General features: G+C 70.4%; 21 protein-coding genes. 5 read left to right on the top strand and 16 right to left on the bottom strand.

The window, feature by feature from the left end; translation table 11 throughout:
- Positions 1-54 precede the first annotated feature (54 nt).
- The 3 genes from EES42_RS27445 (at position 55) to EES42_RS27435 (ending at position 3815) form a co-directional block, all read left to right on the top strand.
- Positions 55-1374, top strand: a complete 1320-nt coding sequence (locus EES42_RS27445; RefSeq protein ID WP_124720977.1) for a citrate synthase — start codon at positions 55-57, stop codon at positions 1372-1374.
- A 96-nt stretch (positions 1375-1470) separates the two neighbouring features.
- Positions 1471-3135 (top strand): sensor histidine kinase, encoded by a 1665-nt coding sequence (locus EES42_RS27440; protein ID WP_124720976.1) that lies wholly within the window; start codon positions 1471-1473, stop codon positions 3133-3135.
- Positions 3132-3815, top strand: coding sequence for a DUF7342 family protein (locus EES42_RS27435; RefSeq protein ID WP_124720975.1), 684 nt, complete (start codon positions 3132-3134; stop codon positions 3813-3815). Before EES42_RS27440 ends, EES42_RS27435 begins: the two co-directional genes overlap by 4 nt.
- A 121-nt stretch (positions 3816-3936) precedes the next feature.
- On the opposite strand, the gene EES42_RS27430 is transcribed toward EES42_RS27435, so the two are convergent.
- From EES42_RS27430 to EES42_RS27405, 6 genes are all read right to left on the bottom strand, one after another.
- Positions 3937-5529, bottom strand: a complete 1593-nt coding sequence (locus EES42_RS27430) for a solute symporter family protein (protein ID WP_124720974.1) — start codon at positions 5527-5529, stop codon at positions 3937-3939.
- Entirely contained in the window at positions 5526-5969 is a 444-nt protein-coding gene (locus EES42_RS27425) for a DUF485 domain-containing protein (protein ID WP_124721530.1), read from the bottom strand. The genes EES42_RS27430 and EES42_RS27425 overlap by 4 nt, the downstream gene beginning before the upstream one ends.
- 143 nt (positions 5970-6112) lie before the next feature.
- Positions 6113-6778 (bottom strand): response regulator transcription factor, encoded by a 666-nt coding sequence (locus EES42_RS27420; protein ID WP_124720973.1) that lies wholly within the window; start codon positions 6776-6778, stop codon positions 6113-6115.
- Positions 6775-7941 (bottom strand): sensor histidine kinase, encoded by a 1167-nt coding sequence (locus EES42_RS27415; protein WP_124720972.1) that lies wholly within the window; start codon positions 7939-7941, stop codon positions 6775-6777. Before EES42_RS27415 ends, EES42_RS27420 begins: the two co-directional genes overlap by 4 nt.
- The gene (locus EES42_RS46420; RefSeq protein ID WP_241196618.1) at positions 7938-8561 is read right to left on the bottom strand and encodes a DUF1453 domain-containing protein; all 624 of its coding nucleotides are present in this window, start codon (positions 8559-8561) and stop codon (positions 7938-7940) included. The genes EES42_RS27415 and EES42_RS46420 overlap by 4 nt, the downstream gene beginning before the upstream one ends.
- 127 nt (positions 8562-8688) lie before the next feature.
- Positions 8689-10809, bottom strand: coding sequence for a DNA gyrase/topoisomerase IV subunit B (locus tag EES42_RS27405; RefSeq protein ID WP_124720971.1), 2121 nt, complete (start codon positions 10807-10809; stop codon positions 8689-8691).
- Positions 10810-11244: 435 nt separating this feature from the next.
- Between EES42_RS27405 and EES42_RS27400 the strand changes: the two genes are divergently transcribed.
- Positions 11245-11478, top strand: a complete 234-nt coding sequence (locus tag EES42_RS27400; RefSeq protein WP_024489001.1) for a DUF7455 domain-containing protein — start codon at positions 11245-11247, stop codon at positions 11476-11478.
- A gap of 101 nt (positions 11479-11579) precedes the next feature.
- On the opposite strand, the gene EES42_RS27395 is transcribed toward EES42_RS27400, so the two are convergent.
- The 7 genes from EES42_RS27395 to EES42_RS27365 all read right to left on the bottom strand — a co-directional run bounded on the left by EES42_RS27395 (position 11580) and on the right by EES42_RS27365 (position 22060).
- Entirely contained in the window at positions 11580-12410 is an 831-nt protein-coding gene (locus EES42_RS27395) for a S1 family peptidase (protein WP_124720970.1), read from the bottom strand.
- A 133-nt stretch (positions 12411-12543) separates the two neighbouring features.
- Positions 12544-14091 carry an RNA polymerase sigma factor gene (locus EES42_RS27390; RefSeq protein WP_124720969.1) on the bottom strand — a complete coding sequence of 516 codons (1548 nt, stop codon included), beginning with the start codon at positions 14089-14091 and terminating at the stop codon, positions 12544-12546.
- Positions 14092-14415: 324 nt separating this feature from the next.
- Complete coding sequence (locus tag EES42_RS27385) at positions 14416-15303, bottom strand: FadR/GntR family transcriptional regulator (protein WP_206433606.1); 888 nt, start codon at positions 15301-15303, stop codon at positions 14416-14418.
- 124 nt (positions 15304-15427) lie between these two features.
- Positions 15428-17317, bottom strand: a complete 1890-nt coding sequence (locus tag EES42_RS27380; protein WP_124720967.1) for an ATP-binding cassette domain-containing protein — start codon at positions 17315-17317, stop codon at positions 15428-15430.
- 112 nt (positions 17318-17429) lie between these two features.
- Positions 17430-18194 carry an NUDIX hydrolase gene (locus EES42_RS27375; protein ID WP_124720966.1) on the bottom strand — a complete coding sequence of 255 codons (765 nt, stop codon included), beginning with the start codon at positions 18192-18194 and terminating at the stop codon, positions 17430-17432.
- Between the two features lie 214 nt (positions 18195-18408).
- Positions 18409-19707 (bottom strand): DUF4192 domain-containing protein, encoded by a 1299-nt coding sequence (locus tag EES42_RS27370; RefSeq protein ID WP_124720965.1) that lies wholly within the window; start codon positions 19705-19707, stop codon positions 18409-18411.
- 193 nt (positions 19708-19900) lie between these two features.
- On the bottom strand, positions 19901-22060 hold the full coding sequence (locus EES42_RS27365; protein ID WP_124720964.1) for a RecQ family ATP-dependent DNA helicase: 2160 nt from the start codon (positions 22058-22060) through the stop codon (positions 19901-19903).
- 400 nt (positions 22061-22460) lie between these two features.
- Between EES42_RS27365 and EES42_RS27360 the strand changes: the two genes are divergently transcribed.
- The gene (locus EES42_RS27360; RefSeq protein WP_124720963.1) at positions 22461-23090 is read left to right on the top strand and encodes a hypothetical protein; all 630 of its coding nucleotides are present in this window, start codon (positions 22461-22463) and stop codon (positions 23088-23090) included.
- Between the two features lie 72 nt (positions 23091-23162).
- Here the strand turns inward: EES42_RS27360 and EES42_RS27355 are convergent, their stop codons facing one another.
- From EES42_RS27355 to EES42_RS27345, 3 genes are all read right to left on the bottom strand, one after another.
- Positions 23163-23777: a hypothetical protein gene (locus tag EES42_RS27355; protein WP_124720962.1), complete on the bottom strand. Its 615-nt coding sequence runs from the start codon at positions 23775-23777 to the stop codon at positions 23163-23165.
- 60 nt (positions 23778-23837) lie between these two features.
- Positions 23838-24548 (bottom strand): ribonuclease HII, encoded by a 711-nt coding sequence (locus EES42_RS27350; protein WP_124720961.1) that lies wholly within the window; start codon positions 24546-24548, stop codon positions 23838-23840.
- A 227-nt stretch (positions 24549-24775) separates the two neighbouring features.
- Complete coding sequence (locus tag EES42_RS27345) at positions 24776-26503, bottom strand: DUF4153 domain-containing protein (protein ID WP_206433605.1); 1728 nt, start codon at positions 26501-26503, stop codon at positions 24776-24778.
- Positions 26504-26705: the final 202 nt, after the last annotated feature.

The raw sequence follows: 26705 nt of genomic DNA, 5'->3' as shown, positions 1-26705 counted from the left end.
GCTTGACTGTAATCCTGTCAATGTTGATTGAATCAATATGGATACGGTTGCGACATGAAGGATCAAGCAGGGTCCGGCAACGGTCCGGGGGCGACGGCTCCGCAGCGGCTCAGCACCCGGGAGACGGCCGAACGCCTCGGAGTGAAGCCCGAGACGGTGTACGCGTACGTCAGCCGGGGCCAGCTGAGCAGCAGCCGCGCCCCGGGCGGCCGCGGCAGCACGTTCGACGCCGCCGAGGTCGATGCGCTGGCCCGCCGCACGGGCCGCCGGACCCCCTCCCCCGCCGCTGCCGGTGACCTGGCCTTCCGCACCGGCATCACGCTGATCGAGGACAACGCCTACTACTTCCGCGGGGTCGACGCGGTCGAGCTGGCCCGGCGGTACGCCTACGAGGAGGTCGCCGAGTGGCTCTGGACCGGCGAGCTGCGGCCCGGCGTCCGCTTCACGGCACCGGACGAGACGCTGGCCGCGGCACGCCGGGCGGTCGGCGCGCTGCCCGCGCACAGTGGCTCGACGGACCGGTTGCGGGTGGCGGTGGTCGCCTCGTCGACCGCCGATCCGCTCCGGTTCGACCTCTCGCGCGAGGCGGTGCTCGCCGCCGCGCGGAGCCTCGTCCCGACCCTGGTCGGCGCACTCCCCCGGGCCGCGGACGCATCGTCGGCGGCCGGGACAGCCGAGGCGCCGGCGGAGGCGAGCGATGCCGGGCTGGCCCGGCAGCTGTGGCCGAAACTCACTTCCCGACCTGCCGACGAACCGTCGATCGCCGCGCTGGACACCGCCCTCGCCCTGCTGATCGACCACGACCTCGCGGCTTCGACGCTGGCCGCCAGGGTCGCCGCGTCCGCCCGCGCCCATCCGTACGCGGTGGTCTCCGCGGGCCTCGGTGTCCTGGAGGGCCAGTTGCACGGGGCGGCGAGCGGGCTGGCGCACCGGATGCTGACCGAGGTCCTGGAGCGGGGCAGCGCCGTGCCTGTGGTCGCGGACCATCTGCGTACCGGACGCAGGGTGCCCGGACTCGGCCACCGGCTCTACAGCGCCGAGGACCCGCGGGCGCGGGCGCTGTTCGCCCTGCTCGCACAGGTGCCGCAGGCGGCAGCGGCGCTCGCCGCGGCACGCGACGTGGTCGCCACGACGGCCCGGCACACCCCCCTGCACGCCAATGTCGACCTGGCGCTCGCCGTGCTCTCGGTCTCCTGCGGCATGTCCGCGGAGGCCGGTGAGACGGTGTTCGCGGTGTCCCGCACGGCCGGCTGGATCGCCCATGCCCTGGAGGAGTACGGCGAACGGCCCCTGCGGATGCGCCCCAGCGGCCAGTACGCCGGGCCCCGGCCGCCGCAGCCACTGCCCGCCGCCACGGGCGCACCGCCGCGATAGACGCTCCGCGGCGGCAGCGCGCGAGGGGCATTCACGCAAGGGGAATTCGCAAGGGGAATTTCGGAAAGCGCCGGAATGCCCTTTACCGTTCATACGATGAGCGCCCCACCGCCCACTGCCAGGAGAGCACGCCGGTCCGTCTGGCCGCAGCGGGTCTTCTCCCAGGTCCTGCTGATGCAGCTGGCCATCGCCACCGGCGTCACCGTGCTCGCCACCGGCCTCTTCCTGGCACCGCTCAGCGCCCAGCTCGACGACCAGGCGATGCGCCGTGCCCTGGCCATCGCACAGAGCACGGCGGCCGAGCCGCAGCTCACCGAGGCGTTGCTCGCCACGGACCCGTCCCCCACCGGCCCCGTGCAGTCCGCGGCCGAGCGGGTCCGACGTGCCACCGGCGCCGAGTACGTCGTCGTCATGGACCGGCGCGGGGTGCGCTGGTCGCACACCGACGCCGCCGAGATCGGCAAGGTCGTCTCCACCGACCCGAGCGACGCCCTCGCGGGCCGCGACGTCATGGAGATCGACAGCGGGACGCTCGGCCGCTCCGCCCGCGGGAAGGTGCCGCTGCGCGACGAGTCGCGGCACATCGTGGGCGCGGTCTCCGTCGGGATCGCGTACGACAGTGTGCGCGCCCGGCTCCTCGCCGCGATTCCCGGGCTGTTCGCCTACGCGGGCGGTGCGCTGGCCGTCGGGGCGCTGGCCGCCTATCTGATCTCCCGGCGTCTTCAGCGGCAGACCCATGACCTCGCGTTCTCCGACATCTCCGCGCTGCTCACGGAGCGCGAGGCGATGCTGCACGGCATCAGGGAAGGGGTCGTCGCACTCGACCGGACGGGCCGGATCCGGCTGCTCAACGACGAGGCGCAGCGGCTGCTCGGCCTCGGTCCCGATGCGGCGGGCCGCCCGCTGGACGCCGTGCTCGGCGCGGGCCGGACCGCCGATGTGCTGGCGGGCCGGGTGCTCGGCGACGATCTGCTGACGGTGCAGGGTGCCCGGGTCCTGCTCGCCAACCGGATGCCGACCGACGACGGCGGCGCCGTCGCCACCCTCCGCGACCGCACCGAACTCGAACACCTGGGCCGCGAGCTCGACTCGACACGCGGCCTGATCGACGCGCTGCGGGCCCAGGACCACGAGCACGCCAACCGGATGCACACGCTCCTGGGGCTGCTGGAACTGGACATGCACGAGGACGCCATGGAGTACGTCACCGAGATCGTGGGCGTCCACCGGGCGACCGCCGAGCAGGTCACCGAGAAGGTGCACGATCCACTGCTGGCCGCGCTCCTGGTCGGCAAGGCGACCGTGGCGGCGGAGCGCGGTGCCGCGCTGCGCCTGGCCCCGGGGACGTTGCTCCCGGACCGTCTGGTCGATCCTCGCGGGCTGGTCACGGTCGTCGGCAACCTGGTGGACAACGCGCTGGACGCGGCGGCCGGTGCGGACGGTGCGCTGGTCGAGGTGGGTCTGCGCGCCGAGGGCCGTACGGTGGTGCTGCGGGTCAGCGACAACGGCCCCGGGGTGCCGCCCGGTCAGCGTGAATCGATCTTCACGGAGGGCTGGTCGACGAAGGAGGTCCCGGCGCACGGCAAGCGCGGCCTGGGCCTTGCCCTGGTGCGGCGGCTGGCACAACGGCAGGGTGGCAGCGTCGGCGTCGACGAGGCCGTGGACGGCGGCGCCGAGTTCACCGTCGTACTGCCGGAGGCCCTCACCGACACAGTGGAAATGACCGAATCGAATACCGGCATCGCGGGAGAAGCTCAGTGATCGAGGTCCTGGTCGTGGATGACGACATCCGGGTCGCGAAGGTCAACGCGGCGTATGTCGCCAGGGTGCCGGGATTCCGGGTGACCGCCCAGGCGCACTCCGCCGCCGAGGCCCTCGCCACGATCGAGAGCCGGCCCGTGGACCTGGTGCTGCTGGACCACTACATGCCCGACCGCAACGGCCTGGCCATGGTGCGCGAGTTGCGCAGGCGCGGCCACCACACCGACGTGATCATGGTGACGGCGGCACGCGATGTCGCCACCGTGCAGGAGGCCATGCGGCACGGCGCACTGCAGTACCTGGTGAAGCCGTTCGCGTACGCGGGGCTGCGCACCAAGCTGGAGGCGTACGCGGCACTGCGCCACACCCTGGAACGCGGCGGCGAGGCCGAACAGGGCGAGGTGGACCGGCTCTTCGGCGCCCTGTGGGCGGCGGGCGAGCCCGATCTGCCCAAGGGCCACTCGCCGACCACGGCGGAACTGGTCAGGCAGGCGCTCCGCAGCGCGGAGGGGCCGCTCTCCGCGCAGGAGATCGCGGAGAGCGCCGGCATGAGCAGGCAGACCGCCCAGCGCTATCTGAAGCTGCTGGAGCGGACCGGCAGGGTCCGGCTGACGCTACGGTACGGCGAGACGGGCCGCCCGGAACACCGCTACACCTGGTCCACCGGCACACAGACCTGACCCCGCCCGGGCCCCCGCCCGGCCAGGGGGTGTCCGGCGGCTCATGGATGTCCAGACCCGTTGATCACCGTCGAGTGGTCGTGCCACCGGTCAGACGGTCGCCTGATCCGCCGGACAGGACCTACACCGCGCCCGCACCGGTCAGTGCGCGGACCTCGGTCTCCGCGTGCTTGGCCTCGTCCGGCGGATCGGTGGAGGTGACCGTTCCGACCCAGCCGGCCAGGAAGCCGAGGGGAATGGAGACCAGTCCGGGGTTCTCCAGCGGGAAGAGCTGGAAGTCGATGTCCGGGAAGAGCGAGGCGGGGCTGCCGGAAACGACCGGGGAGAGCAGCACCAGCAGCACGGCCGGAATCAGCCCGCCGTAGACGGACCAGACCGCGCCCCGGGTGGTGAAGTTCCGCCAGAACAGGGAGTACAGGAGCACCGGAAGGTTGGCCGAGGCGGCGACGGCGAAAGCGAGCCCCACCAGGAACGCCACGTTCAGGTTCTGGGCGATCAGCCCGAGCCCGATGGCGGCCACGCCGATCGCGGCCGCGGCCACCCTGGCCACGGCGACCTCGCTGTACTGCTTGGAGCCCGGGCGCCTGATCGAGGCGTAGAGGTCGTGGGCCACGGAGGCGGACGAGGCGAGGGTGATTCCCGCGACGACCGCGAGGATGGTCGCGAAGGCGACCGCGGCGACCACGGCGAACAGGATCGCTCCCCCGGTGGACCCCTCGCCGCCGCCCAGCTCCATGGCCAGCAGCGGGATCGCGGTGTTGCCCGCGGCGTTGGACGCCCGCACATCGGCGGAACCGACCAGGGCGGCCGCCCCGAACCCGAGCGCGATCGTCATCAGGTAGAAGCTGCCGATGAGCCCGATCGACCAGACGACCGAACGGCGGGCCGCACGGGCGGTGGGCACGGTGTAGAAGCGCGACAGGATGTGCGGCAGTCCGGCGGTACCGAGCACCAGGGCCAGCCCCAGGCTGACGAAGTCGATGCGCGCGGTCCATGATCCGCCGTACCGGAGACCTGGCGCCAGGAACCGGCTTCCGTGCCCGCTCCGTTCGGCGGCGGAGTTGAGCAGGGCGTTGAAATCGCCGTGGAAGCGGAGCAGGACGAGAACGGTGAGCACGACCGCTCCCGCCATCAGCAGAACGGCCTTGACGATCTGGATCCAGGTGGTGGCGCGCATCCCGCCGAGCGACACATAGATGACCATGAGTGCCCCGACGCCGATGACGGTCCAGGAGCGGGCAGCGCCGCTCGTACCGCCGAGAAGCAGCGCGACCAGGCTGCCCGCACCCACCATCTGCGCCACCAGATAGAGCACGGAGACGGTGACGGACGAAGTGCCCGCCGCGATCCGGACCGGGCGCTCCGCCATCCGCGCCGCCACCACGTCGGCCAGCGTGAACCGACCGCAGTTTCGCACCAGTTCCGCGACGAGCAGCAGCACGACGAGCCAGGCGACGAGGAAGCCGACCGAGTAGAGCATGCCGTCATAGCCGAAGAGGGCGATCAGACCGGAGATGCCGAGGAAGGAGGCCGCCGACATGTAGTCGCCCGCGATGGCGAACCCGTTCTCCATGGAGGAGAACAGACGACCTCCCGCGTAGAACTCCTCAGCCGAGCCATGGCGGTTACGGCTCACCCAGGTGGTGATGGCGAGCGTCACCGCGATGAAGGCGCTGAACAGCAGGAGCGCCAGCGTCTGATGGTTCCCGTTCAACGTCCGGCTCCCCTCGTCATCTCCTGTGTCTCCCAGCGCAGTTCGAGTGCGGCCCGGTCGCGGCGCAGCCGCGCGTGGCGCGCGTACGCGCCGGTGAGGAGAAAGGTCGTGAGGAACTGCCCGAGCCCCGCGACCATCGCCACATTGACCGCCCCCGCCACCGGACGGGCCATCAGTCCGGGCGCGGTGATCGCGGCTACGACGTAGACGAGGTACCAGGCGAGGAAGGCGAGGCTGGCGGGGACGACGAACCGCCGGTACCGGCGACGCACCTCCTGGAATGCCTCGCTGCGCTGCACCTCCAGATAGATGTCGGCCGCGCTGTGGCCGCGCCGCGGGTCCACGGGCCCGGGTGGTCCGGCGGGAGCGAAGCCCCCCGCACCGTCCAGCTCGCCCCATCCGGAGGCCAGCGCGTCGTACCACGGGTCGTCGAGTCGCATCGCTGCGGCCTCACGCCCTGCTTCCTTCTCCACGGAACAACTCCCCTTGTCCACGGACCACTTCGGCCGTGTACCCAAGAATGGGCAGATCGGGAAGATCCCGGGCACTTCATTCGCCGGTCTTCACCTCTTCAGGTGACGGATCATCCGGGCGGCTGTGCGAGGCCCCGAACATACGCGTAGCGAACGGCCTGTGCCCGGTCGCGTACTCCGGCCTTGGCGAAGAGGTTGTTGATGTGGCTCTTCACGGTGGCCTGCGAGATGTTCAGGCTGCGGGCGATCTCCAGATTGGACAGGCCCTCCGCGATCAGCACCAGCACCTCCAGCTCACGTGGCGTCAGGCCGTCGGGCAGTTGCGGCTCCGGTGCCGTCGGGAGTGGTGGCGGGCCCGCGGTCACGCGCTCCAGCAGACGACGCTGCACACTCGGCGAGAGGCCGGCCTCGCCGGACAGCACGGCCTGGATGGCCCGTACGATCTCCTCGCCCCCGGCGTCCTTGGTGAGATAGCCGCGGGCTCCGGCCTGCAGCGCGGGGAAGAGCGAGTCGTCGTCCGCGAAAGTCGTGAGCACCACCACCTGGGTCCCCGGATGGTCCCTGCGGATCCGCCGTGTCGCCTCCGCCCCGTCGCACCGGGGCATCCGCAGATCCATCAGAACGACATCGGGGGCCAGTTCGGCCACGAGCTCCACGGCCTCCTCCCCGTCCTTCGCCGACCCGACCACCTCGATTCCGGGCAGCAGCCCCAGCAGCATCACAATCCCCTCACGCACCACCGACTGGTCGTCGGCGACCACGACCCGTGCGTTCACGCCGGCACCCGCAGACTCACCACAAAACCCTCCTCGCCGGGGCCGGCCTCCAGCGTCCCGCCCATCAGCTCGGCCCGTTCCCTCATCCCGAGCAGACCGTATCCGGAGCCGCTGCCGGACAACTCTCCCTCGGGTCTTCGTCCACCCGAATCGCTGACCTCCAGGGCGACTTCGTCCGGCAGATACTCCAGCCTCACGAGGACCCTGGCCCCCGGTGCGTGCTTGCGCACATTGGTCAGGGCCTCCTGCGCCACTCTCCGGACCGTCTGTGAAGCCTCGGCGGTCAGCGTCCGCTGCTCCCCCTCCACACTGACCCGCGCCGGATCCGTGGCCACCAACTGCTGCAGGAATTCTTCCACCGGAGACACCTCCCCCCGGAGCGCGGAGAGGGCCTGTCTGGTCTCCGCGAGCCCCTCACGTGCCATGGCACGCGCCGCCACGACCCGTTCCAGCACCTGGTCCCGGAACTCTCCTGCGGGCTCCCGTTCGATCAGCAGCCGTGCCGCCTCCAGATGCACCATCTGGGCGGAGAGGCTGTGTGCGAGCACGTCGTGTATCTCCCGGGCGATCCTGGCCCGCTCGTCCAGCGCGGCCGTCTCGGCCTCGGCCTTGCGTGCCGCACGCTCCTGCACCAGGAGCCGCTGGGCGTTTCCCCGGGCCTCGGCATCCAGCCGGAGCACGTAGCCCGCCAGCCAGAGACCCGCTGTGGACATGGCGGTGGAGAGCCAGCCATCGGTGTTGACGACGGCGTACGCACCGAGGGCGACGGCCGTGGCCGGGAGGCCCGCGACGAGCGGCAACCGCTCCAGCGCGGTGACCGCACAGCCGCACCACAGGATCACCGCGGGCACGTCGGCACCGGCCTGCTGCGCCCCGAACGCGACCAGCATCAACAGCGCCAGCAGTCCCAGCGAGGGCCACAGTCGGTGTTCCAGGCTGGTCCGGAAGAACGCCCAGGCGGCGAACGCACAGCCCAGTACGCCCACCAGGCCGAGCACGATCTCCCAGGGCCCGAACTGTCCGCCGCTGAACGTGCCCCAGAGCATGGCGGTGAGCAGCCCCACCCGGATGGACCAGGTGATCAGCTTTCGCGGACGCGTACGGACCGTCCCCGACAGGGCTTCCCAGGACGGCCAACTGGTCCAGGTCGTACGCGTCGTCACACGCGGTCCTTCCACGCCGCCCGCGACATCGCCCTGTCGCCGGAGCCACCGTACGCGGATTCGCCATGAACAGAGCCGCCGTACGCCGAGCCACCGTGCATGGAGCCGCCATGCACGGAGCCGCCGCGCATGGAGTCGCCGCGCATGGAGTCGCCGGACGCCGGACGCATCTGCCCGGCCCGCCACATCAGTGCACCACCACGCGCCGCCAGCATCACCGCGAGTGCCGCCAGCAGGGCCGCAGAGCCCTGATGTATACCCATCAGCACGGCAACCCCGTAGAGGGCCGCCCGCAGCGCCAGACCCGCTGTCCAGACCAAGGCGGTGGCCTTGGTGCCCTTGCTCCACAGCGAGCCGTCCGCCTCACGCCACAGCCGGGTGGTCCAGGCCCAGCCGGCGCCCGTCACGAGCCCCACCACCATCTCGGCGCCCAGGACCGCTGCGGACAGCGCCGCGTGATGCGGATCCACCAACCCGGGCTCGCGCAGCGAGAGGACAAGGAGTATTCCCGGCAGGACCCACCAGCGCCGGGCGTCCGTGATCTGCTGTGCCGAGCACTGGCGGAAGACGACGACAGCGATCACTGCGCCGATCACCAGGACGTTGACGAGCCCTGACATGGGTGCCTCCGATGTGCGGGAAGGTGAACACCTTCGACGCTACGGAAGCGGCCGGATCGGAGCATCGGCTCAGGGGTTGATCACGGGTGGAGATGCCGTCTCCACCCGTGGGTGGAGACGGCATCGCTCAGACGTCGATGCGCGAGCGGTCCAGCGTGGCGGCGGAGCTGGTGATGAACTCCTTGCGCGGCGCCACCTCATTGCCCATCAGCAGATCGAAGACCTGCTCGGACGCTTCCAGGTCTCCGATGTTGATCCTCCGCAGGGTGCGGTGGCGCGGATCCATCGTGGTCTCCGCCAACTGGTCGGCGTCCATCTCGCCCAGGCCCTTGTAACGCTGGATCGAGTCCTTGTACCGGACGTTCTTCCGCTGGAGCTCCAGCAGGCGCTGGCGCAGCTCGTTGTCCGAGTACGTGTAGATGTACTTGTCCTGGCCCTTCTTCGGCTGGACCAGCTCGATCCGGTGCAGCGGCGGTACCGCGGCGAAGACCCGTCCGGCCTCGACCATGGGCCGCATGTACCGCTGGAAGAGCGTCAGCAGCAGAACGCGGATGTGCGCGCCGTCGACATCGGCGTCCACCAGCAGGACGATCTTCCCGTAGCGGGCCGCGTCGATGTCGAAGGTCCGTCCGGACCCGGCTCCTATGACCTGGATGATCGCGCCGCACTCGGCGTTCTTCAGCATGTCCGAGACGGAGGCCTTCTGGACGTTGAGGATCTTGCCCCGGATCGGCAGCAGCGCCTGGAACTCGCTGTTCCGGGCGAGCTTCGCCGTACCGAGCGCGGAGTCGCCCTCGACGATGAAGAGTTCGCTGCGGTCCACGTCGTCGCTGCGGCAGTCGGCGAGCTTCGCCGGCAGCGAGGAGGACTCCAGCGCCGTCTTGCGACGCTGGGCGTCCTTGTGCTGGCGGGCCGCGATGCGGGTCCGCGCGGCCGCGACGGCCTTGTCGAGGACCGCCCTCGCCTGGGCCTTGGCGTCACGCTTCGTCGAGGTCAGGAACGCCTTGAGCTCCTTGGCCACGACGTTGGCGACGATCCGGTTGGCCGCCGAGGTGCCGAGCACCTCCTTGGTCTGGCCCTCGAACTGCGGCTCGGCCAGACGCACGGTGACCACCGCGGTGAGGCCCTCCAGCGCGTCGTCCTTGACGATGTCGTCCTCGGCGACGCGAAGCAGCTTGGCGGAGCGCAGCGCCTCGTTGACCGTCTTGGTCACGGAGCGCTCGAATCCGGTCACATGGGTGCCGCCCTTGGGGGTGGCGATGATGTTGACGAACGACTTGAGGTTGGTGTCGTACCCGGTGCCCCAGCGCAGGGCAATGTCGACCGCGAGCTCACGCGTGACCTCGGTCGCCGTCATGTGACCGCGCTCGTCCAGGACCGGCACGGTCTCCTTGAAAGTGCCCTGTCCGGTCAGGCGCAGGACGTCGCAGACCGCCTTGTCCTGGGCGAGGTACTCGCAGAATTCGCTGATGCCGCCGTCGAAACGGAAGGTCTCCTCGGTCTTGCCCTCGCCGTCGAGCCCGCGTTCGTCGCGGACGACGATCGTGAGCCCCGGAACGAGGAAGGCCGTCTGCCGTGCCCGCTGATAGAGCGTCTCCAGGTTGAGCTTGGCGTCCTTGAGGAAGATCTGCCGGTCCGCCCAGTAGCGCACCCTGGTGCCGGTGCGCGTCTTCGGTACCCGCTTGCCCTTGAGCAGGCCGTTGGCCGGGTCGAACGGGCTGTCCGGCCCCTGCTCGGTGAAGATCCCCGGGACTCCGCGCCGGAAGCTGATCGAGTGCGTCGCGCTGCTGCGGTCGACCTCGACGTCCAGCCGGGCGGAGAGCGCGTTGACGACGGAGGCGCCGACGCCGTGCAGACCGCCGGACGCGGCGTAGGAACCGCCGCCGAACTTTCCGCCGGCGTGCAGCTTGGTCATCACGACCTCGACGCCGGACAGGCCCGTCTTGGGCTCGACATCGACGGGGATACCCCGCCCGTTGTCACGGACCTCCACGGAATTGTCGTCGTGGAGGATGACCTCGATGTGATCGCAGTAACCACCCAGGGCCTCGTCGACGGAATTGTCGATGATCTCCCAGAGGCAGTGCATGAGACCGCGGCTGTCGGTGGACCCGATGTACATCCCGGGGCGCTTGCGAACCGCTTCGAGCCCCTCGAGTACGAGCAGATGCCGCGCGGTGTAGTTGGAACCGTCTCGGTCTGCTCCGGTCAGCAGCGCAGTGGACGGCACGGACGTATCGGCGGTCACGCGGTTCGCTCCTCGCTGAATTTCATTTGGGGCCCAGTGGGTATCGGGCTCGGCTTCGGTCGCCGCTGAGAGGGTACCGAGGCCTGGTAGAGCGGTTGTACCGCCACCCTTCGACAACCCTCACACTAGTCCAGCCTCGCATGTGCGTTCGATCCCTCGTAGGAGTGACGCGAACATCACGTTCCCTTCCAGGCATGAACCATTTAGGCTCCGGGCACGTCCTCATGAACAAACCGGCAAGCCGGCCGGGAGGATCCCACCAAGACAAGCAACGCGAAACCGTAGCGCTACGCAATACGGCACATTCGCCGCCAACCGGCAACAGACAGCCATCTCGAGAAGAAGTTTCGAAGAAAAGCCACGAGCGGGAACGTTTTCGGCCTGGTTGGATGTTGACCCTGGTACGACAGCTCGTCGAGCTAGAGAAGAGGCGACGTGACTACTGTTCTGACCCCCGCGAGCCCGCTGACCGCAGCAGACCGCTGTGACCGTTGCGGCGCCCAGGCATATCTGCGCGTCGTCCTGATCAGCGGCGGTGAACTGCTCTTCTGCGCCCACCACGGTCGCAAGTTCGAGCCGGAACTCAAGAAGATCGCCGCGGAAATACAGGATGAGACGGACCGGCTCACGGCTGTGCAGGCCCAAGCCGCCGAAGAGGAACAACACTGACACCTCGCATCCACGACGAGCAAGGGCCAGGTCCCGGACCTGCCGACGGGCGGCTCCCCCAAGGGGGGCCGCCCGTTCTCGTACCTGTGTGGTGGTGTCGTTCAGCTGCCTTCCGGCATCCAGCCGATCGCGGCGGAGATCCGCGTGTACACCCCGGGGCTGCCCGCCCTGGCGCAGCCGTTCCCCCAGGACACCAGTCCGATGAGCCTCCCACGGGCCACCAGCGGCCCGCCGCTGTCGCCCTGGCATGCGTCGTACCCGCCGAGCAGTTCGCCCGCGCAGAGCATCGCTGAGGCGTCGTACGTGCCGTTCCTGCCGCCCGGATAGGCCTGCGCGCACGCGGCGTCGGGCAGAACGCTCACTTTCGCGGACCGCAGCGACGACGCGTAGTCGCTGTTGCCCGTTGTGTCACCCCACCCGTAGACGACCGCCGCGGTGCCCGGCGCGTACGCCTCATCGCCGGTTTCGGCCATCGGGATCACGCTCTCCCCGGGAAGCGCGTCGGCGAGGGTGAGCACGGCCAGGTCCCCCGCGTTCGTGGCGGGGTTGAATCCCGGATTGGTCCAGGTCTCCCGCACGGCTATCTCCTGCCCCCCGGTCCCGCGCAGAGCGTCGCGGCCCGCGATGATCCGCAGATCACGCACACTGCCGGCATCGACGCCGAGCGCCTCGTGGCTCAGGCAGTGCGCAGCGGTCAGCACCTTCTTCGGCGCCACCACGACACCGCCGCAGAACTGGCCGGCGCGCGCGTCCCCGAACCGGTCACGGCTGGAGAGTGCCACAACCCAGGGGTTGTCCTTGACGTGTGCCGGCTGACCACCGATGACTATGCCGTCCTCGGCCGCCCTGGCGGGAGATCCGAGCGGTATCAGGGCCGTGGCGGCGACCAGGGCGAACGCCCCGGTCAGGGTGCGGAAGACGGTACGGGACATGCGGGCTCCTGACTCTGTGGTGAACCATTCCCACCCAGAGTCATGCCGCCGGTCGCCGACCGCACGCGTTGATAGGCCGAGAGCCCGGCTCCCCCAATGGGATCCGGGCCCTCGGTCCGTGTGCTCCTACGACCTAGTCGAGGTAGTCGCGCAGCACCTGCGAACGCGACGGGTGGCGCAGCTTCGACATGGTCTTCGACTCGATCTGACGGATGCGCTCACGCGTCACGCCGTAGACCTTGCCGATCTCGTCCAGGGTCTTCGGCTGACCGTCGGTGAGGCCGAAGCGCATCGAGACCACACCGGCCTCACGCTCGGAGAGCGTGTCGAGGACCGAGTGCAGCTGCTCCTGGAGGAGCGTGAAGCTGACCGCGTCGGCCGGGACGACCGCCTCGGAGTCCTCGATCAGGTCACCGAACTCACTGTCCCCGTCCTCACCCAGCGGGGTGTGGAGGGAGATCGGCTCACGACCGTACTTCTGGACCTCGATGACCTTCTCGGGGGTCATGTCGAGTTCCTTGGCCAGCTCCTCCGGCGTGGGCTCACGGCCCAGGTCCTGGAGCATCTGACGCTGCACACGGGCGAGCTTGTTGATGACCTCGACCATGTGCACCGGGATGCGGATGGTGCGGGCCTGGTCGGCCATGGCGCGGGTGATCGCCTGACGGATCCACCAGGTGGCGTACGTGGAGAACTTGTAGCCCTTGGTGTAGTCGAACTTCTCGACCGCACGGATCAGACCGAGGTTGCCTTCCTGGATGAGGTCCAGGAAGAGCATGCCGCGGCCGGTGTAGCGCTTGGCCAGCGACACCACGAGACGGAGGTTGGCCTCCAGCAGGTGGTTCTTGGCGCGGCGGCCGTCCTCGGCGATGATCTCCAGCTCGCGCTTGAGCTTGGGAGCGAGCTTGTCGGAGTTCGCCAGCTTGTCCTCGGCGAACAGACCGGCCTCGATGCGCTTGGCGAGCTCGACCTCCTGCTCGGCGTTGAGGAGGGGAACCTTGCCGATCTGCTTCAGGTAGTCCTTGACCGGGTCGGCGGTGGCGCCGGCGACGGCGACCTGCTGCGCAGGTGCGTCGTCCTCGTCGTCGTCGGAGAGGACGAAGCCCTTGTTCTCGCCCTCGCCCTCCTCTTCCTCGCCCTTGCCGGCCTTTACTTCCTCGACCGCCTCGTCGCCGTCGAGGAGCTCGTCGTCCTGCTTTCCGGACTTCTTCGATGCCGTCTTCTTGGCCGCCGTCTTCTTCACAGCGGTCTTCTTGGCAGCCGTTTTCTTGGCTGCCGCCTTCTTCGCAGGGCCGACGGTGGCAGCATCGTCAGCCACCACATCCACGGTCTCTGCCGACGGAGCGGCAGTGGCCGCGACCGTCCTGGTCACGGTCGTCTTGGCCGCGACAGTCTTGGTGGCGGTGCGCTTGACCGGGCTCTTCGCTGCGACGCTCTTGCGGGCACGTTTGGACGGCTCCGCGGCACTGACCATCAGCGTCACACCCTCTTCCTCGAGGATCTGGTTGAGGCTGCGCAGAACATTCTTCCACTGGGTTGGCGGAATCTGGTCAGCCTCGAAGGCCCGACGCACGTCATCGCCGGCGATCTGCCCATCAGCCTTTCCCCGCTCGATGAGCGCCATCACAGACTCGGACTCGGCGATCTCCGGCGGGAGCGTACGGGATGTGCTGGCCGACACGAACAACCTCTCGGAACGATGGAAACGGCTTCCGGCCCTGTCCTGGAGAGGACTGGAGCCGACGACCGCCGGGCTGGGAATGTACCGGCGGCGCGGGTTTGGCCTCAGAACTGCACAGCGCACTGAATGGCTGCTGTATTCCTTCCGCGGCGGTCACCTCTTAAGTCATCGCACTGTTTCGAGGAGTGTTACGCCCAATCCGCGTGGCCCGAGTCACACCTCATTTGCGATGAACCAGACCAAGGGTGCAAATTCCCCACAACTGTGCCGCCGGACCATGGCGGCCCGGCGACACGCGGTTCACAGACCCCGGCCGCGTTGCACTCAGTGCTCGCGGGGCGCGGGCACCACGCGCTCCACCTCGGGGTGGACGACGAGCAGCTGCCGCATGGCCGATTCTGCACCCGCCGCGTCACCGGAAGCGAGGGCGTCGACGATCCGGGCGTGGTGGCCGAGGGAGGCCTCGCCGGGGCGGTCACAGCCCGTGACCGGTCCGCCCGAGACCTGCAGTGCCGCGGAGACGATGCCGGAAAGGTGCTCCAGCATGCGGTTGCCCGCCGCCTGGATGAGCAGGGAGTGGAACTCCGCGTCGGCCCGGGAACAGGTGATCGCATCGCCCTGCCCGACCGCGTGCCCCATGATCTCGACCATGTCGCCGAGGCGCTGCTGAATGTCCTCGCGGCCGTGACCCGCAGCGAGACGAGCCGCAAGGGGCTCGATCGTCCAACGGAGCTCCCCGAGCTCGCGACGCTGGTCCTCGCGCTGGGGGCCGAAGGCGCGCCATTCGATGATGTCGGGGTCCAGCAGGTTCCAGTCGCTGACGGGGCGGACCCGGGTACCCACGTTGGGCCGGGCACTGACCAGGCCTTTGGCCTCCAGGACACGCAGCGATTCGCGTACGACGGTACGGGAGACCTCGAAACGCTGGCCGATCTCCTCCGGCACGAGGGGGCGGTCGGCGCCCAGGTCGCCGGAGACGATCATCTGACCCAGCTGCTGAACGAGTTGGCCGTGGAGGCCGCGGCCCCGACTGGCCGAGCCCCGTCGGCTCACCCGACCGAGGTCTGCGTCGGGGCCGTCCCAGGAACGAAGAGCGGCCCGCTCGCCGGCAGGCGCCTCCGCGTACGGGTAGCGATCGATTTCACCCGGGCCGGCGAGGCCGGAATCGGCGGAGCGGGCGGCGGTCATCATGGTGTGCGCAAGGGTACTCACGCATCCTTTGTCGGCGTAGCTCACTCGGCTCTTGAGGTCTTTGGTGAAAAGCACACGAAAGGGTGATCGCCGCCAGCCCCCCAATTGACGCTTTACTGGTATAAACCGGGCACATTCAAGAGTGTTACGAGGCTTGACTCGACCCGGCGGCCCTCTGCGAGCGCCAACGGGCCCTGCCCTGAAGGCCGGTGAACAGATAGGCGCAGACCAGAACCGACAGCGAGAGCGCCAACGCGGCTCCCACCGGATGCCCCACGACACCCACGACGAGCGCGATCCAGCGGTCCGTCTCGTGCGGCCAGCGCGGCCACATCAGTTCACGGAGCCTGGCCGGAAGCCCGGTGACCGGACGGACCCCGGGCCCCGTCAGCACCAGCTGGACAAGTGGTACGACCAGTACGGGGACGGCAAGCACCGCGGCGACACCGGCCGTGGTCACCCTGAAGACTCCGGCCGCCAGGAGGCCCGCCCAGGCGCAGCCCACGGTCAGCGCCACCCAACTCATGCCCAGCGAAACGGAATTCGGCGGTACGTGGAGCCAGTCATGGCCGTACACGAGGCGAAGGGTCTCCGCGGAGACCAGGACGACGGCCAGGGCGAGCACCACGGCGACGCTTGCGGACACCACCAGTTTGGCCAGAAGCAGTCCCAGGCGGCGGGGAACCGTTCCGCGGCCCGCCGCGAGCGCCGGGTAGCGGAATTCGTCGCCGAACGAGAGGGCGCCGAGCAGTCCGGCCCCGACCGCCACGGGCGGCAGCGGCAGCAGCGACGGCCAGGCCGCGAGCACTTTCGGCAGAGGCGCATGGGCGTTGCGGGCGAGGAGCACGGAGAGCCCGACGGAGACGGCCAGAACAACGGCCATGATCAGGGTGGTCGTCCTGACGCCGAACAGACGGCGCAACTCGTATCGCAGCGGCTGAAGCGGGCCCCGGGCCGAGCGGCGCCGGATGGGAAGTGCCGACTCCGGCGCCGATGCCCGCGTGACCGGTCGCGGATCTCCGGCTCCCGCGCCGCTGTCTCGTCCGGCGGGCCCTGCGGGGCCAGGGTCTGCGGGGCAGGCGGGGCTTGCGGGATCCGCGGGGCTTTTGGAGGCTCCTGGATCCGTTGGGTCCCCGGGTGAGTTCTGGGGCGCGGTGGGGCCGGTGTCACCGATCTCGTCGGCCAGCCGATGCACCGGAAGCCCGTGCCGGAACGCCGTGTCGCCGATCTCCGCGCAGGTGGAGCCGTACACGGCGAGACGTCCGCCGGTTTCGGTGACCACCTCGACCGAGCGCCGGGCCGCCCGGGCCTCGCGGCTGACCACCGCCGCGAGGCGAGCCGCGTGCGGGGTCCGGACCGTGACCCGGGGGCGGAGACGAGTGCGGGAGAAGTCGCCGCCGTCCTGGTCGGCGACCAGGCGTCCGCCGTCGATGGTGACCACTCGGTCGGCGGCCCGGGCAGCCTCCTTGGGGTCCGCCGTGGAGTACAGAACGGTCCCGCCCCGGGCCGCATGGGCCTGCAACAACCCGTGCAGCCAAGAACCCTCGCGCGGAGCGAGGCCCTCCGTCGGATCGTCGAGAACGAGCGTGTGCGGATCGCCCAGCAGCGCCGAAGCGAGGGCGAGGCGTCGGTCCATGCCGAGCGAGAGGGCCCCGATGCGCTGGTCGCCGAGCCCGGCGAGGCCTACGAGCTCAAGCAGCTCATCGGCCCGTGCCACAGGCACGCCCGCGACGGCACAGAGCATCCGGAGCTGACCGCGAGCGGTCCGGGCCGGATGCCCCGGTACGTCTCCGAGCAGCACACCCACCTCACGTGCGGGGTGTGGGATCCGGTGCATCGGTCTGCCCCGGAAGTAGGTGACCCCCCGCCCCGGGTCGAGCTCCAGCATGAGGCGGAGGGCCGCGGTCTTGCCCGAGCCGGGGGCACCCAGAAGAGCGGTGACATGGCCGGGCCGGGCTTCGAAGGTGAGATCGTCCACGGCGGCCCGAAGGCCGCGGCGGGGGGCGCTGGTGGTGAGTCCGATGGCCTGGAGCATCGCTTCCCTCGCGGAAGGTGAGACCGCTCGACGGCAGGGCGGGTACCACAGAAAGATAACCCGACATATCCGACTTTTTGCGCAGCCCCAGCCCGGCGGGTGTTCCGCGAGGTCAGACTTCCGGCCTCAGCATCGGGGGGTTGAGCACGGTGGCCGCCCCGGCCCGGAAGAGCTGGGCCGGGCGACCGCCCTGGCGCGTGGTCGTACCGCCGGTGGGCACCAGGAAGCCGGGAGTGCCGGTGACCTTGCGATGGAAGTTCCGCGGGTCGAGAACCACTCCCCACACCGCCTCGTACACCCTCCGGAGCTCGCCGACCGTGAACTCCTGAGGGCAGAACGCGGTGGCCAGGGAGGAGTACTCGATCTTGGAGCGGGCGCGTTCGACCCCGTCGGCAAGGATCTGAGCATGGTCGAAGGCCAGCGGGGTCTGGCTCTCTCCTTCCTGGCCGAAGCTCCCGTCCGCTCCGAGCAGGTCGTCGACGGACGCCCATCGCGCGCTGTTCGCATCGCCGCCGGCCCGTGGGGCCGGCAGATCGGGTGCCAGGGCGAGGTGGGCGACGCTGACGACCCGCATCCGCGGGTCACGATCGGGATCGCCGTAGGTGGCGAGCTGTTCGAGGTGGGCGCCGTTACCGACCGCCGGGGCCGACGGATCCTGGGCGCACAGGCCGGTCTCCTCGACCAGCTCGCGCGCTGCTGCGGATCCGAGATCCTCATCGGCTTTGACGAACCCGCCGGGCAGTGCCCATCGCCCCTGGAACGGTGGCTCACCACGGCGTACCACCAGCGCGCAGAGCGCGTGGCGGCGCACCGTGAGCACGACCAGGTCGACGGTGACAGCGAAGGGCGGAAAGGTCGACGGGTCGTAGGGCGGCATGCGGCGATCATAGTCGTCTGCCTGACGATAAACACTCCCTTCGCAATGCTCGTCCATTGGCTGTTCCGGGAGCGGCTCCTCCGGGGGCGGACGGCCGCACCACGTCCTGGCACGGCGCCGGGACGCGTGCCACGACGGCACCGCATGGGCCCAGGCACGGACGCCCAGTACGTGGCAGCGGTGCGAGGCCTCGCGGAACGACGGGGCATGCGAGTCATCCATCGTCCTGGGAGACATGCCGACCGGGGGTGCCTTGCCCGGAGCGGCGCCGGGTGGCCGCCGATTCGGGACGGGCGGAGCCGGACGGGCTCTTCTTCCGGCGCGTGGCGGCCGGCCGGGCCGTGCGCGGTCGCACGCTCCGGTCCGGCCGGTGCCCACGCCGTCCCGCTCGTACGCTGCGCTCCCCGCGCAGGCATCGGCGCAGGGTCTCCGGGTCGAGACCCTGGTTGCACGCCTCATGAAGCAGTTGGGCAAAGGTGTACCTGGGATCGATCCGCAGGGCGAGGCCCAGCGCGACCCGCGCGCCCGGCTCGTCGCCCGTCGACCACGAGACCCATCCGGCCAGGGTCAGTGGCGCCGCGGCATGCTCCTCGTACGGCGCCACGCAACGACGGGACAGTGCGCGCCAGAGCCTCAGCGCCGAAGCGGCTTCCGGGCCCTCCATCCATTCCGCCGCCCTGTCACGGGTTTCCCGGTCCTGCAGGCCGAGAATCACGGCGGCAGCCTCGTCATGACTGATCAGCCCGTCGTCGCCGATGTCCGACGCGGACTGCGTCGTCACCGGCGCCTCCCCGAGTCGTTTCATGAGCTGCCGGGCCAGGTCCAGGGTCTCTCGTGCCACATCCTCGCGACCCTCTTCGTCGAGGAGTTTGGGCACCAGCTCGGCACCCGCCGAGTCGAGCGCGCGTTGCTGGCCCGCGGCCGCCGAGGTGGTCAGAGGAGCGAGCCTCGACTCCATCTCCCGCAGTGTTCCCCGCACTTGGATGCCCGCGTACGCGGCAGCGGCCGCCATCACCGAAGTGCCGGGCATGGCCAGTTGGTTTCCTTCCGCCGGGCAGCAACGCTCGTCCGGACAGCAGTAGGACCAGTACCGGCCGTCGGAGATGCAGAGCGCTTCGAGGACCGGCACGTCCAGTCCGCCGCAGGCCGTACGCAGGCGCTGGGCGAATGGCCGCAGCCGCTCCATGATCCGGCTGCCGGACTCGCCCTCGGCGGGGTCCTGGCAGAGGAAAATGACGATCGCGTCGGGGCGTTCACCACGCCGCTCGCTCCCCTTGATCAGGCACTCGGCGAGCTGCTCGGCGACGGGAGCCCATTCCTGGGGCGATTGTGGGATGCCGAGCCTGAGCCTTCCGCCGAAGCGGCCCCTGCCGCCGTGCAGGGCAACCATGATCACGCTGTCGTTCGGGTGGAACCCCATGAGGTAGGGGAGAGCATCGGCGAGTTCGGCAGGCCCTCGGAGGGTGATCTGCTGCTCGTCGGCCGGACCGGTGGATTCGTGGTGCTGGTTCATGGCATGACCGTCCCGCGAGAAGCCGGATTCCGCGACCCCCTGTGGATAACTTGTCCACAGGGGGCACGGGGTGCTGGCGGTCCGTCGTACCTGGCGGGTTGCATGGGGACATGACGCATTCGGTCCACGTAACTTCCAGTGCCTCGCCGACTCCTTATGCGCCCGACTCGTCAGCGAGTACCGGCAGAGGGTCTCAGCCTGCCGCGGCGAGGACCAGCGGAAGGACCTGGTCGCTGCCGGCCTGGCGCAGCAGCCGGGCGGCGACCGCGAGGGTCCAGCCGGATTCGGTGCAGTCGTCCACGAGCAGGACGGGGCCGGGAGTGCGTGCCAGGGCATCGGCCAGCGCCTCGGGGACGGCGAAGGCGCCGGAGAGCGCCCGGAGGCGTTGGGCGGAGTTGCTGCGGCGTGCCGTGTGCGCGCCGTCCGGCCCGGTGTACGTCAGGGTGCCGAGGAAGGGCAGGCGGCCGATCGTCGCGATTCCCTGGGCGAGGGAGCCGACCAGTTGCGGGCGGGTCAGGGACGGTACGGCGACGACCCCGACCGGCCGGGCAGTGGCGTCCGGGACACTCGGCGCCCAGCCGCCCGCGGAGCGCGCCCAGTCGGCGAGGACCGCCACCGCGGCCTGCAGGACATCATCGGGGACCGGTCCGTCGGGCGCGTTCTCGGCCAGCAGCGGGCGCAGCCGGTTGCCCCAGCCGATGTCCGAGAGCCGGCCCAGGGCACGACCGGTGGAGCACTGCTCCTTGGCCGGGATACGGCCCTTGAGCTCGATGCCCAGAGCAGGCATCCCCGTCGGCCACATCCGGCGCGGCTCGACCTCCACTCCCGGCCGGTCCAGTTCCTTGGCCGCGCCCATCAGGGCGTCCGCCGAGACGGCCGAATCGGCCCAGGCGCCAGCACAGTTGTCGCAGCGGCCGCACGGGGCCGCCCCCTCGTCGTCCAGCTGCCGGCGCAAGAACTCCATCCGGCACTGGGACGTGCTCGCGTAGTCGCGCATGGCCTGCTGCTCGGCGGCCCGCTGCCGCGCAACCCACGCGTAGCGTTCGGCGTCGTACACCCACTCGGCTCCCGTGGCCGTCCAGCCGCCCTTCACTCGCTTGACCGCGCCGTCGACGTCCAGCACCTTCAGCATCGACTCCAGGCGGGTGCGCCGCAGATCCACCACGGCTTCCAGCGCCGGCACGGACAGTGGCCGTCCCGCGTCGGCGAGGGCCGAGAGAGTCTGTCGGACCTGTGCCTCGGGCGGGAAGGCGGTATCGGCGAAGTAGCGCCAGATCGCCTCGTCCTCCTTGCCCGGCAGCAGCAGCACATCGGCGTGGGCGACACCGCGCCCCGCACGCCCCACCTGCTGGTAGTAGGCGATCGGCGAGGACGGCGAGCCGAGATGCACCACGAAGCCCAGGTCCGGCTTGTCGAAGCCCATGCCCAGGGCCGAGGTCGCCACCAGTGCCTTGACCCGGTTCTCCTGCAGGTCGACCTCGGCCTGCAGCCGGTCGGCGTTCTCCGTCTTCCCGGTGTACGAGGCCACGCGGAAACCGCGCTGGCGCAGGAAGGCGGTGGCCTCCTCGGCCGCCGCGACCGTGAGGGTGTAGATGATCCCCGAGCCCTGCAGGTCGTCCAGGTGCTCGGCGAGCCAGGCCAGGCGGTGCGCGGCGTCCGGCAGCCGGACCACACCCAGCCGCAGGCTCTCCCGCTCCAGCGGGCCGCGCAGCACCAGGGCCTCGCCGGCTCCGGTACCCAGCTGATCGGCCACGTCCGCGGTGACCCGTGCGTTCGCGGTCGCCGTGGTGGCCAGCACCGGCACACCGGGGGCCAGCTCGGCGAGCATGGCCCGCAGCCTGCGGTAGTCGGGACGGAAGTCATGGCCCCAGTCGGAGATGCAGTGCGCCTCGTCCACCACCAGCAGACCGGTGGTCGCCGCGAGCTTGGGCAGCACCTGATCGCGGAAATCCACCGAGTTGAGACGCTCCGGACTCACGAGGAGAACGTCGGTGTCGCCGCGCTCGACCTCCTCGTAGATGGTGTCCCACTCCTCCGGGTTGGCCGAGTTGATGGTGCGCGCCCGGATGCCGGCCCGGGCCGCCGAGTCGACCTGGTTGCGCATCAGGGCCAGCAGCGGCGAGACGATCACCGTGGGCCCGGCGCCACGCCGGCGCAGCAGGGCGGTGGCGACGAAGTACACCGCGGACTTGCCCCAGCCCGTGCGCTGCACCACCAGCGCGCGCCGGCGCTCTTCCACCAACGCGGCCACCGCCTGCCACTGGTCCTCCCGCAACCGCGCCGAACCCCCGGGGTCACCCACCAGATCGGCAAGGATGGCATCGGCTTCGGCGCGGAGCTCCAGGGTGTCCATGCCCCCATGCAACCCGATGGCTCGGACAATCGGCGACTTCACCCCACGTGACACACAGCTCACAGGGGACCGGTCGGCCAAGTGTTCCCGGGCACGGGGAGCGCTCGGGGATCACCGTGTTCCGACCGGCTGCCGAGAGGCTCGGATCGGTGTTTCCGCTGGTCCTCGCCGTTCGGATGTGATGGGGGGCGTCATCCGTGCACTGCGTGGGCAGGGATATCAGAGTCATTTCGGCCGATACCCGTCACCTGCGCCAATTGCTCGTTGCCGCCCGCCGATACGCCAGGAAGAATTGGACTCGCTCCCCGCACAGTCCCTTTCGCGGCCCGGAAGGGTTGTGCCGCGGTGCGCCCTCACTCGACCCTGCCCGCACCATGGGCGCGTATGCGAAGGGAGGATCGTGACCTTCGGATTCGCTCCGTCCGCAGCCACTTCGATGTCGGCGTCCGCCGACTCGGCCAACCGTCTCGCCAGGATGCTCGAACCCGCCGAGTGGGCCGAAGCGGGGATACCGCTGCTGCGCAGCCCCCGCGAGGTCGTCAGCGGCCTGCACTCCCGGCACCGGCCGGCCCCGGCGACCGCTGTGATCGCCGTGCTCGACCATGAGGAACGCCTCGCGGCCAGCGCTTCGTTCGCCCGGCGCTCCATCGCCGCGGACGGCTGGGAGTTCCGCAACGCGTTGCTGGCGCATCTGCGCCGGGTCATCCCGCACGATCTTCGCCGCCGCACCCCCGTCCGTACCGCGGTGCTTCTCTACTGCCGTGAGGGCGACGAGCCTTGGACGGAGGAGGACGGAGCGTGGATGTGGGGCCTGCGGGATGCCTGCACGCTGCACGGACTGCGATGCGGCGCGTACATCACACTGACCCGCGGTGGTTGGCAGGTACTGGGCGAGGGCCGTGGCGGGCGCAGTCCCCACTCCATGTCACGGCCGTCCGCTCTCGCCGACGTCTCGCTGGACCAGGATCCGGCTCCGCTGCGCACCGGCGGCGGAGCCTCGCAGGCGCTTCGGCACACCGCGGCCCGCTGACCCACGAACCGCGGGCCCGGCCGCCCTGTCGGACAGCCGGGCCCGCGGCCACGGTCAGGTGTGCCGTACGGATCAGACCGCGGCACCGAGCACTGCGTTGATCCTCTGCGGGTCCCCGCACACGATCAGCAGTGCTCCGGCGCGCTCCCGCGCCCCGGTCAGCACGTCGGCGACGGTGTCACCGCCGTTGACCGCGACGATCACCACCGGGCGGGTCCGCAACCGGTCCGCAGCTTCGGCACCGGCGAAGAAGACATCGTCGCCGGTCTCGTGCTGCGCCCAGTAGGCGGCCTCGCCGAAGGTGAGTTCATGCGCGGCCCACGGGTGCTGCTCACCGGTGGTGAGCACCAGGATGTCGCCCGGTGCGCGGCCGGAGTCGAGCAGCAGGTCCACCGCTTCGTCGGCGGCGTCGAGTGCGCCGGCCGCCGAGGCGGGGATCAGCTGGATCTGCGGTGCGGAACGATTCTCCGGCGTATCCGTCCGGGAGCGGCCGGGAGTGGGGTGCGGGCGCTGCGCCGGGGGCGCGGGCCTCGCGGGGCCGGGCCCGGGGCGACCGGGGCGCGGCGTGGCCGCTGAACGCGGGCCGGGTACGGGACGGGGGGTCGACGCGGTGCGGCCGGCGGCCGGAGTGACGCGGGGACCCTGGGCGCTCTCGTGAATCTGAGGCTCCTCGGGGATGAGAGGCATGGGTGGTTGTCTATCAAACGCCGGCGCTCGGGGCGTCGGCGGGTGGGTACATGTGCGCGATCAGAAGTCGAAGCCGAGCTGGCCCCCGCTTTCCAGTGCAGCCGCCTCGGCGGAGATGCGGACCTTCTTGAGGTGCTGCCACCTGGGCAGCGCGTCGAGATAGGACCACGACAGACGGTGGTGGGGTGTCGGCCCCCACTCCTCCAGCGCGGCCCTGTGTACGGGCGAGGGGTAACCGGCGTTGGCCCCGAAGGCGAATTCGGCGTACTCGCCGGAATCCGCGCCCAGTTCGGCCATCATCGTGTCCCGGTGGACCTTCGCGATCACCGAAGCGGCCGCGACCGCGATACAGGACTGGTCGCCCTTGATCACTGTGCGGACCTGCCAGGGCTGTCCCAGGTAGTCGTGCTTGCCGTCGAGTATCACCGCGTCCGGCCGTACCGGCAGGGCTTCGAGGGCACGTACCGCGGCGAGGCGCAGCGCGGCCGTCATCCCGAGCTCGTCGATCTCCTGCGGGGAGGCGTCGCCGAGACCGAATGCGGTGACCCAGCGCTCCAGCAACGGCGCGAGCTCCGCGCGGCGTTTGGGGCTGATCAACTTGGAGTCGGTGAGTCCGGCGGGAGGTCTGCGGAGGCCGGTGACGGCTGCGCACACTGTGACCGGTCCCGCCCACGCTCCGCGTCCGACCTCGTCGACGCCGGCGACGGTCCTGGCACCGGTGGTGGCGCGCAGTGAGCGCTCGACGGTGTGCGTGGGTGGTTCGTACGGCATGGCGCCTGTCAGCGTACGCCGATGGGGCGGCCCGCAACACCCCGGGGCGCCCGTCGGCCGCCACGCAGTTGCGACACGGCCCCGACAAGGGTCGCGGCGCGGTCGTGGAGGCCGACGTTCCGTATGGCGCGGCGCCTCGGAGGGAGCGCTTCCGAGGCCGGTGGCCACGGTGGTGCGAGGTTGGCGCACGGGGCCGGCATGCCCGCGCGTACGTGACTCCGGGCCGGTCAGTACGGGTCGTACGGATCGCTTTCGTCACCGTCACGATCGCTGCCTCCGGTGCCCGTGCGCGATCCGGTGCAGGACTGCGTCGGACCGGCCGGATTCCGCTTCAGGATGTCGCGGGCCCTTGCTTCGCCCCAGCTGGTGGCGTACCAGGGAGCGTCGTCGGTGCGCAGTGACCGTTCGATGTCCATGAGGGCGCAGGAGCGCAGCGGTTCGGGCAACGTGTCCAGGGCCGGTACGGCGTCGGCCGACAGGTCCTTGAGGTAGTCGATGTCGATCGAGTGATCGTCGCGGTACCGCTGTACGTTCTGCTCCGCGATCAGGCCGTCGGGCGAGATCAGCCCGAACGCGAGGACGCCGACGGCCGCGCTCGCGGCCACGGCACGCGGCAGCATACGGGCACCGAACACCCCGGCGGCCATGATCAGAACGAGCACCACGCCCAGCCAGAGCTCCACGGCGGCCACGGATATCCGCAGCCGGGTCAGACCGTACGCGTCGACGTAGAGGTCCATCCGCCTCAGCGCGGAGGCCACGACGATCAGGGTGAGCAGGCACAGCGCGCCGAGCACGCTCCGGACGAGAGTGCGGTCGCCGTCCCGTCCGCGGGGGGCCCAGCGCAGGGCGAGCGCGATCACCAGCAGTGTGAGGACCGTGGCCCAGAGAAGCTGCCAGAAGCCCTGCCGGGCGTATGCGGAGTAGCTGAGATGGGTCTCGGCCATCACCTTGTCGTATCCGCCGAGCAGCACGGCGAGCTGGACGGCGATGAAGACGGCGAACAGCAGGTTCAGCACGATGAGCGGCAAGGCCCACTCCAGCCGCCCGCGGGCCTTCCCCTGACGGACTGTGAGGCCGTCCCAGCGGATCGGAGCGGCTGCGGCGTACGCGGCGGCGAGCGCGCCGACCAGACCGACCAGGAAGAGGAAGAACCGCCACGGGCTGCCGGTGAGCGAAACATCGGGCATCAGGTCGCCGAGCACGTCGGCGAAGGCGGCGTCGGCGCTCGCGAACAGTGCTCCGAACACGATGAGCAGGACGACCGCCACCGCGATGCTGCGGAGAACGACCCCCAACCGGCCGCGGGAGCCCGTCATTCGGGCACGCACGCCCCGCCCGCCCCAGGCCAGACCGTCCGCAATGGCGCTGAACAGGCCCAGCGACCCCAGGAACACCCCGAGCCAGCTGCGGCTGCCGTGCAGGGCGAGCGACCCCAGCGCGATGGCTGACACGACGGCCAGGAAGACGGGCCAGCCGGCGTCCCGAAGGGCCGGGACGGCGAGGAGCCCCAGTCCGCCGAGCGCCCACAGCGCCGCCCACGGGCGGAGGCGGCGACCGGCCGTCCGTGCGGCGAAGCAGGCCCCGAGCGTTGCGGGGACCGCGACGATCAGCGCGTTCACGCCGAGGCCGTCGCCCAGCAGCAGGGCGCTCAGTATCGCCGTGACGACGACGCAGCAGAGCGTCGCGCCATGGATGGCGGCGGGCGCCGCCGGGCGCAGTGTGGACAGCGCGGAGGCCTGCTGAGAGCTGCCCTGCCGCCAGGGGTTGGGCGGATACTGCCCGCCGTGCTGCGCGTAACCAGGCACTTTCGGTGGCTCGGGAACGGTGCCGCGGGGCTCCGGCGGCAGCGCCTTCGGCGATGCGATCAGCTCGGACGTTCCGGGCTGCCCCGACGGCTCGGACGGATCCGGTCCATCCGCCGGCCGGGGCGTTTCTGACATGTGATCGGACATGGGACCCCTCCCCCACCGAGGTCCGCGCACACCGCCCGCAGGGCGGCGGCTGAGGCACCCCGGCGTCTCATTTTCGGCGCACACCCGTCTGAATGATCACCAACGGCGGCGTGGCCGAAAGAGTAGCTTCCGCTCGCTGTCGCGAGCCGTGCGGGAAGGGGCTGTGGCAGTACCGTGACAGTCCGGCGGCCCGGTCCTGCGC

It is taken from the genome of Streptomyces sp. ADI95-17, from assembly GCF_003846175.1.
Lineage (GTDB): Bacteria > Actinomycetota > Actinomycetes > Streptomycetales > Streptomycetaceae > Streptomyces > Streptomyces sanglieri.
This window is presented reverse-complemented; position numbering and strand designations above follow the sequence as displayed.

Excerpts from the sequence above, each read along its gene's own strand:
- EES42_RS27445 (WP_124720977.1), top strand. The coding sequence starts at position 55 with ATGAAGGATCAAGCAGGGTCCGGCAACGGTCCGGGGGCGACGGCTCCG.
- EES42_RS27440 (WP_124720976.1), top strand. The coding sequence starts at position 1,471 with ATGAGCGCCCCACCGCCCACTGCCAGGAGAGCACGCCGGTCCGTCTGG.
- EES42_RS27425 (WP_124721530.1), bottom strand. The coding sequence starts at position 5,969 with ATGCGACTCGACGACCCGTGGTACGACGCGCTGGCCTCCGGATGGGGC.
- EES42_RS46420 (WP_241196618.1), bottom strand. The coding sequence starts at position 8,561 with ATGTCAGGGCTCGTCAACGTCCTGGTGATCGGCGCAGTGATCGCTGTC.
- EES42_RS27395 (WP_124720970.1), bottom strand. The coding sequence starts at position 12,410 with ATGTCCCGTACCGTCTTCCGCACCCTGACCGGGGCGTTCGCCCTGGTC.
- EES42_RS27380 (WP_124720967.1), bottom strand. The coding sequence starts at position 17,317 with ATGCTCCAGGCCATCGGACTCACCACCAGCGCCCCCCGCCGCGGCCTT.
- EES42_RS27375 (WP_124720966.1), bottom strand. The coding sequence starts at position 18,194 with ATGCCGCCCTACGACCCGTCGACCTTTCCGCCCTTCGCTGTCACCGTC.
- EES42_RS27370 (WP_124720965.1), bottom strand. The coding sequence starts at position 19,707 with ATGAACCAGCACCACGAATCCACCGGTCCGGCCGACGAGCAGCAGATC.
- EES42_RS27365 (WP_124720964.1), bottom strand. The coding sequence starts at position 22,060 with ATGGACACCCTGGAGCTCCGCGCCGAAGCCGATGCCATCCTTGCCGAT.
- EES42_RS27355 (WP_124720962.1), bottom strand. The coding sequence starts at position 23,777 with ATGCCTCTCATCCCCGAGGAGCCTCAGATTCACGAGAGCGCCCAGGGT.
- EES42_RS27350 (WP_124720961.1), bottom strand. The coding sequence starts at position 24,548 with ATGCCGTACGAACCACCCACGCACACCGTCGAGCGCTCACTGCGCGCC.
- EES42_RS27345 (WP_206433605.1), bottom strand. The coding sequence starts at position 26,503 with ATGTCCGATCACATGTCAGAAACGCCCCGGCCGGCGGATGGACCGGAT.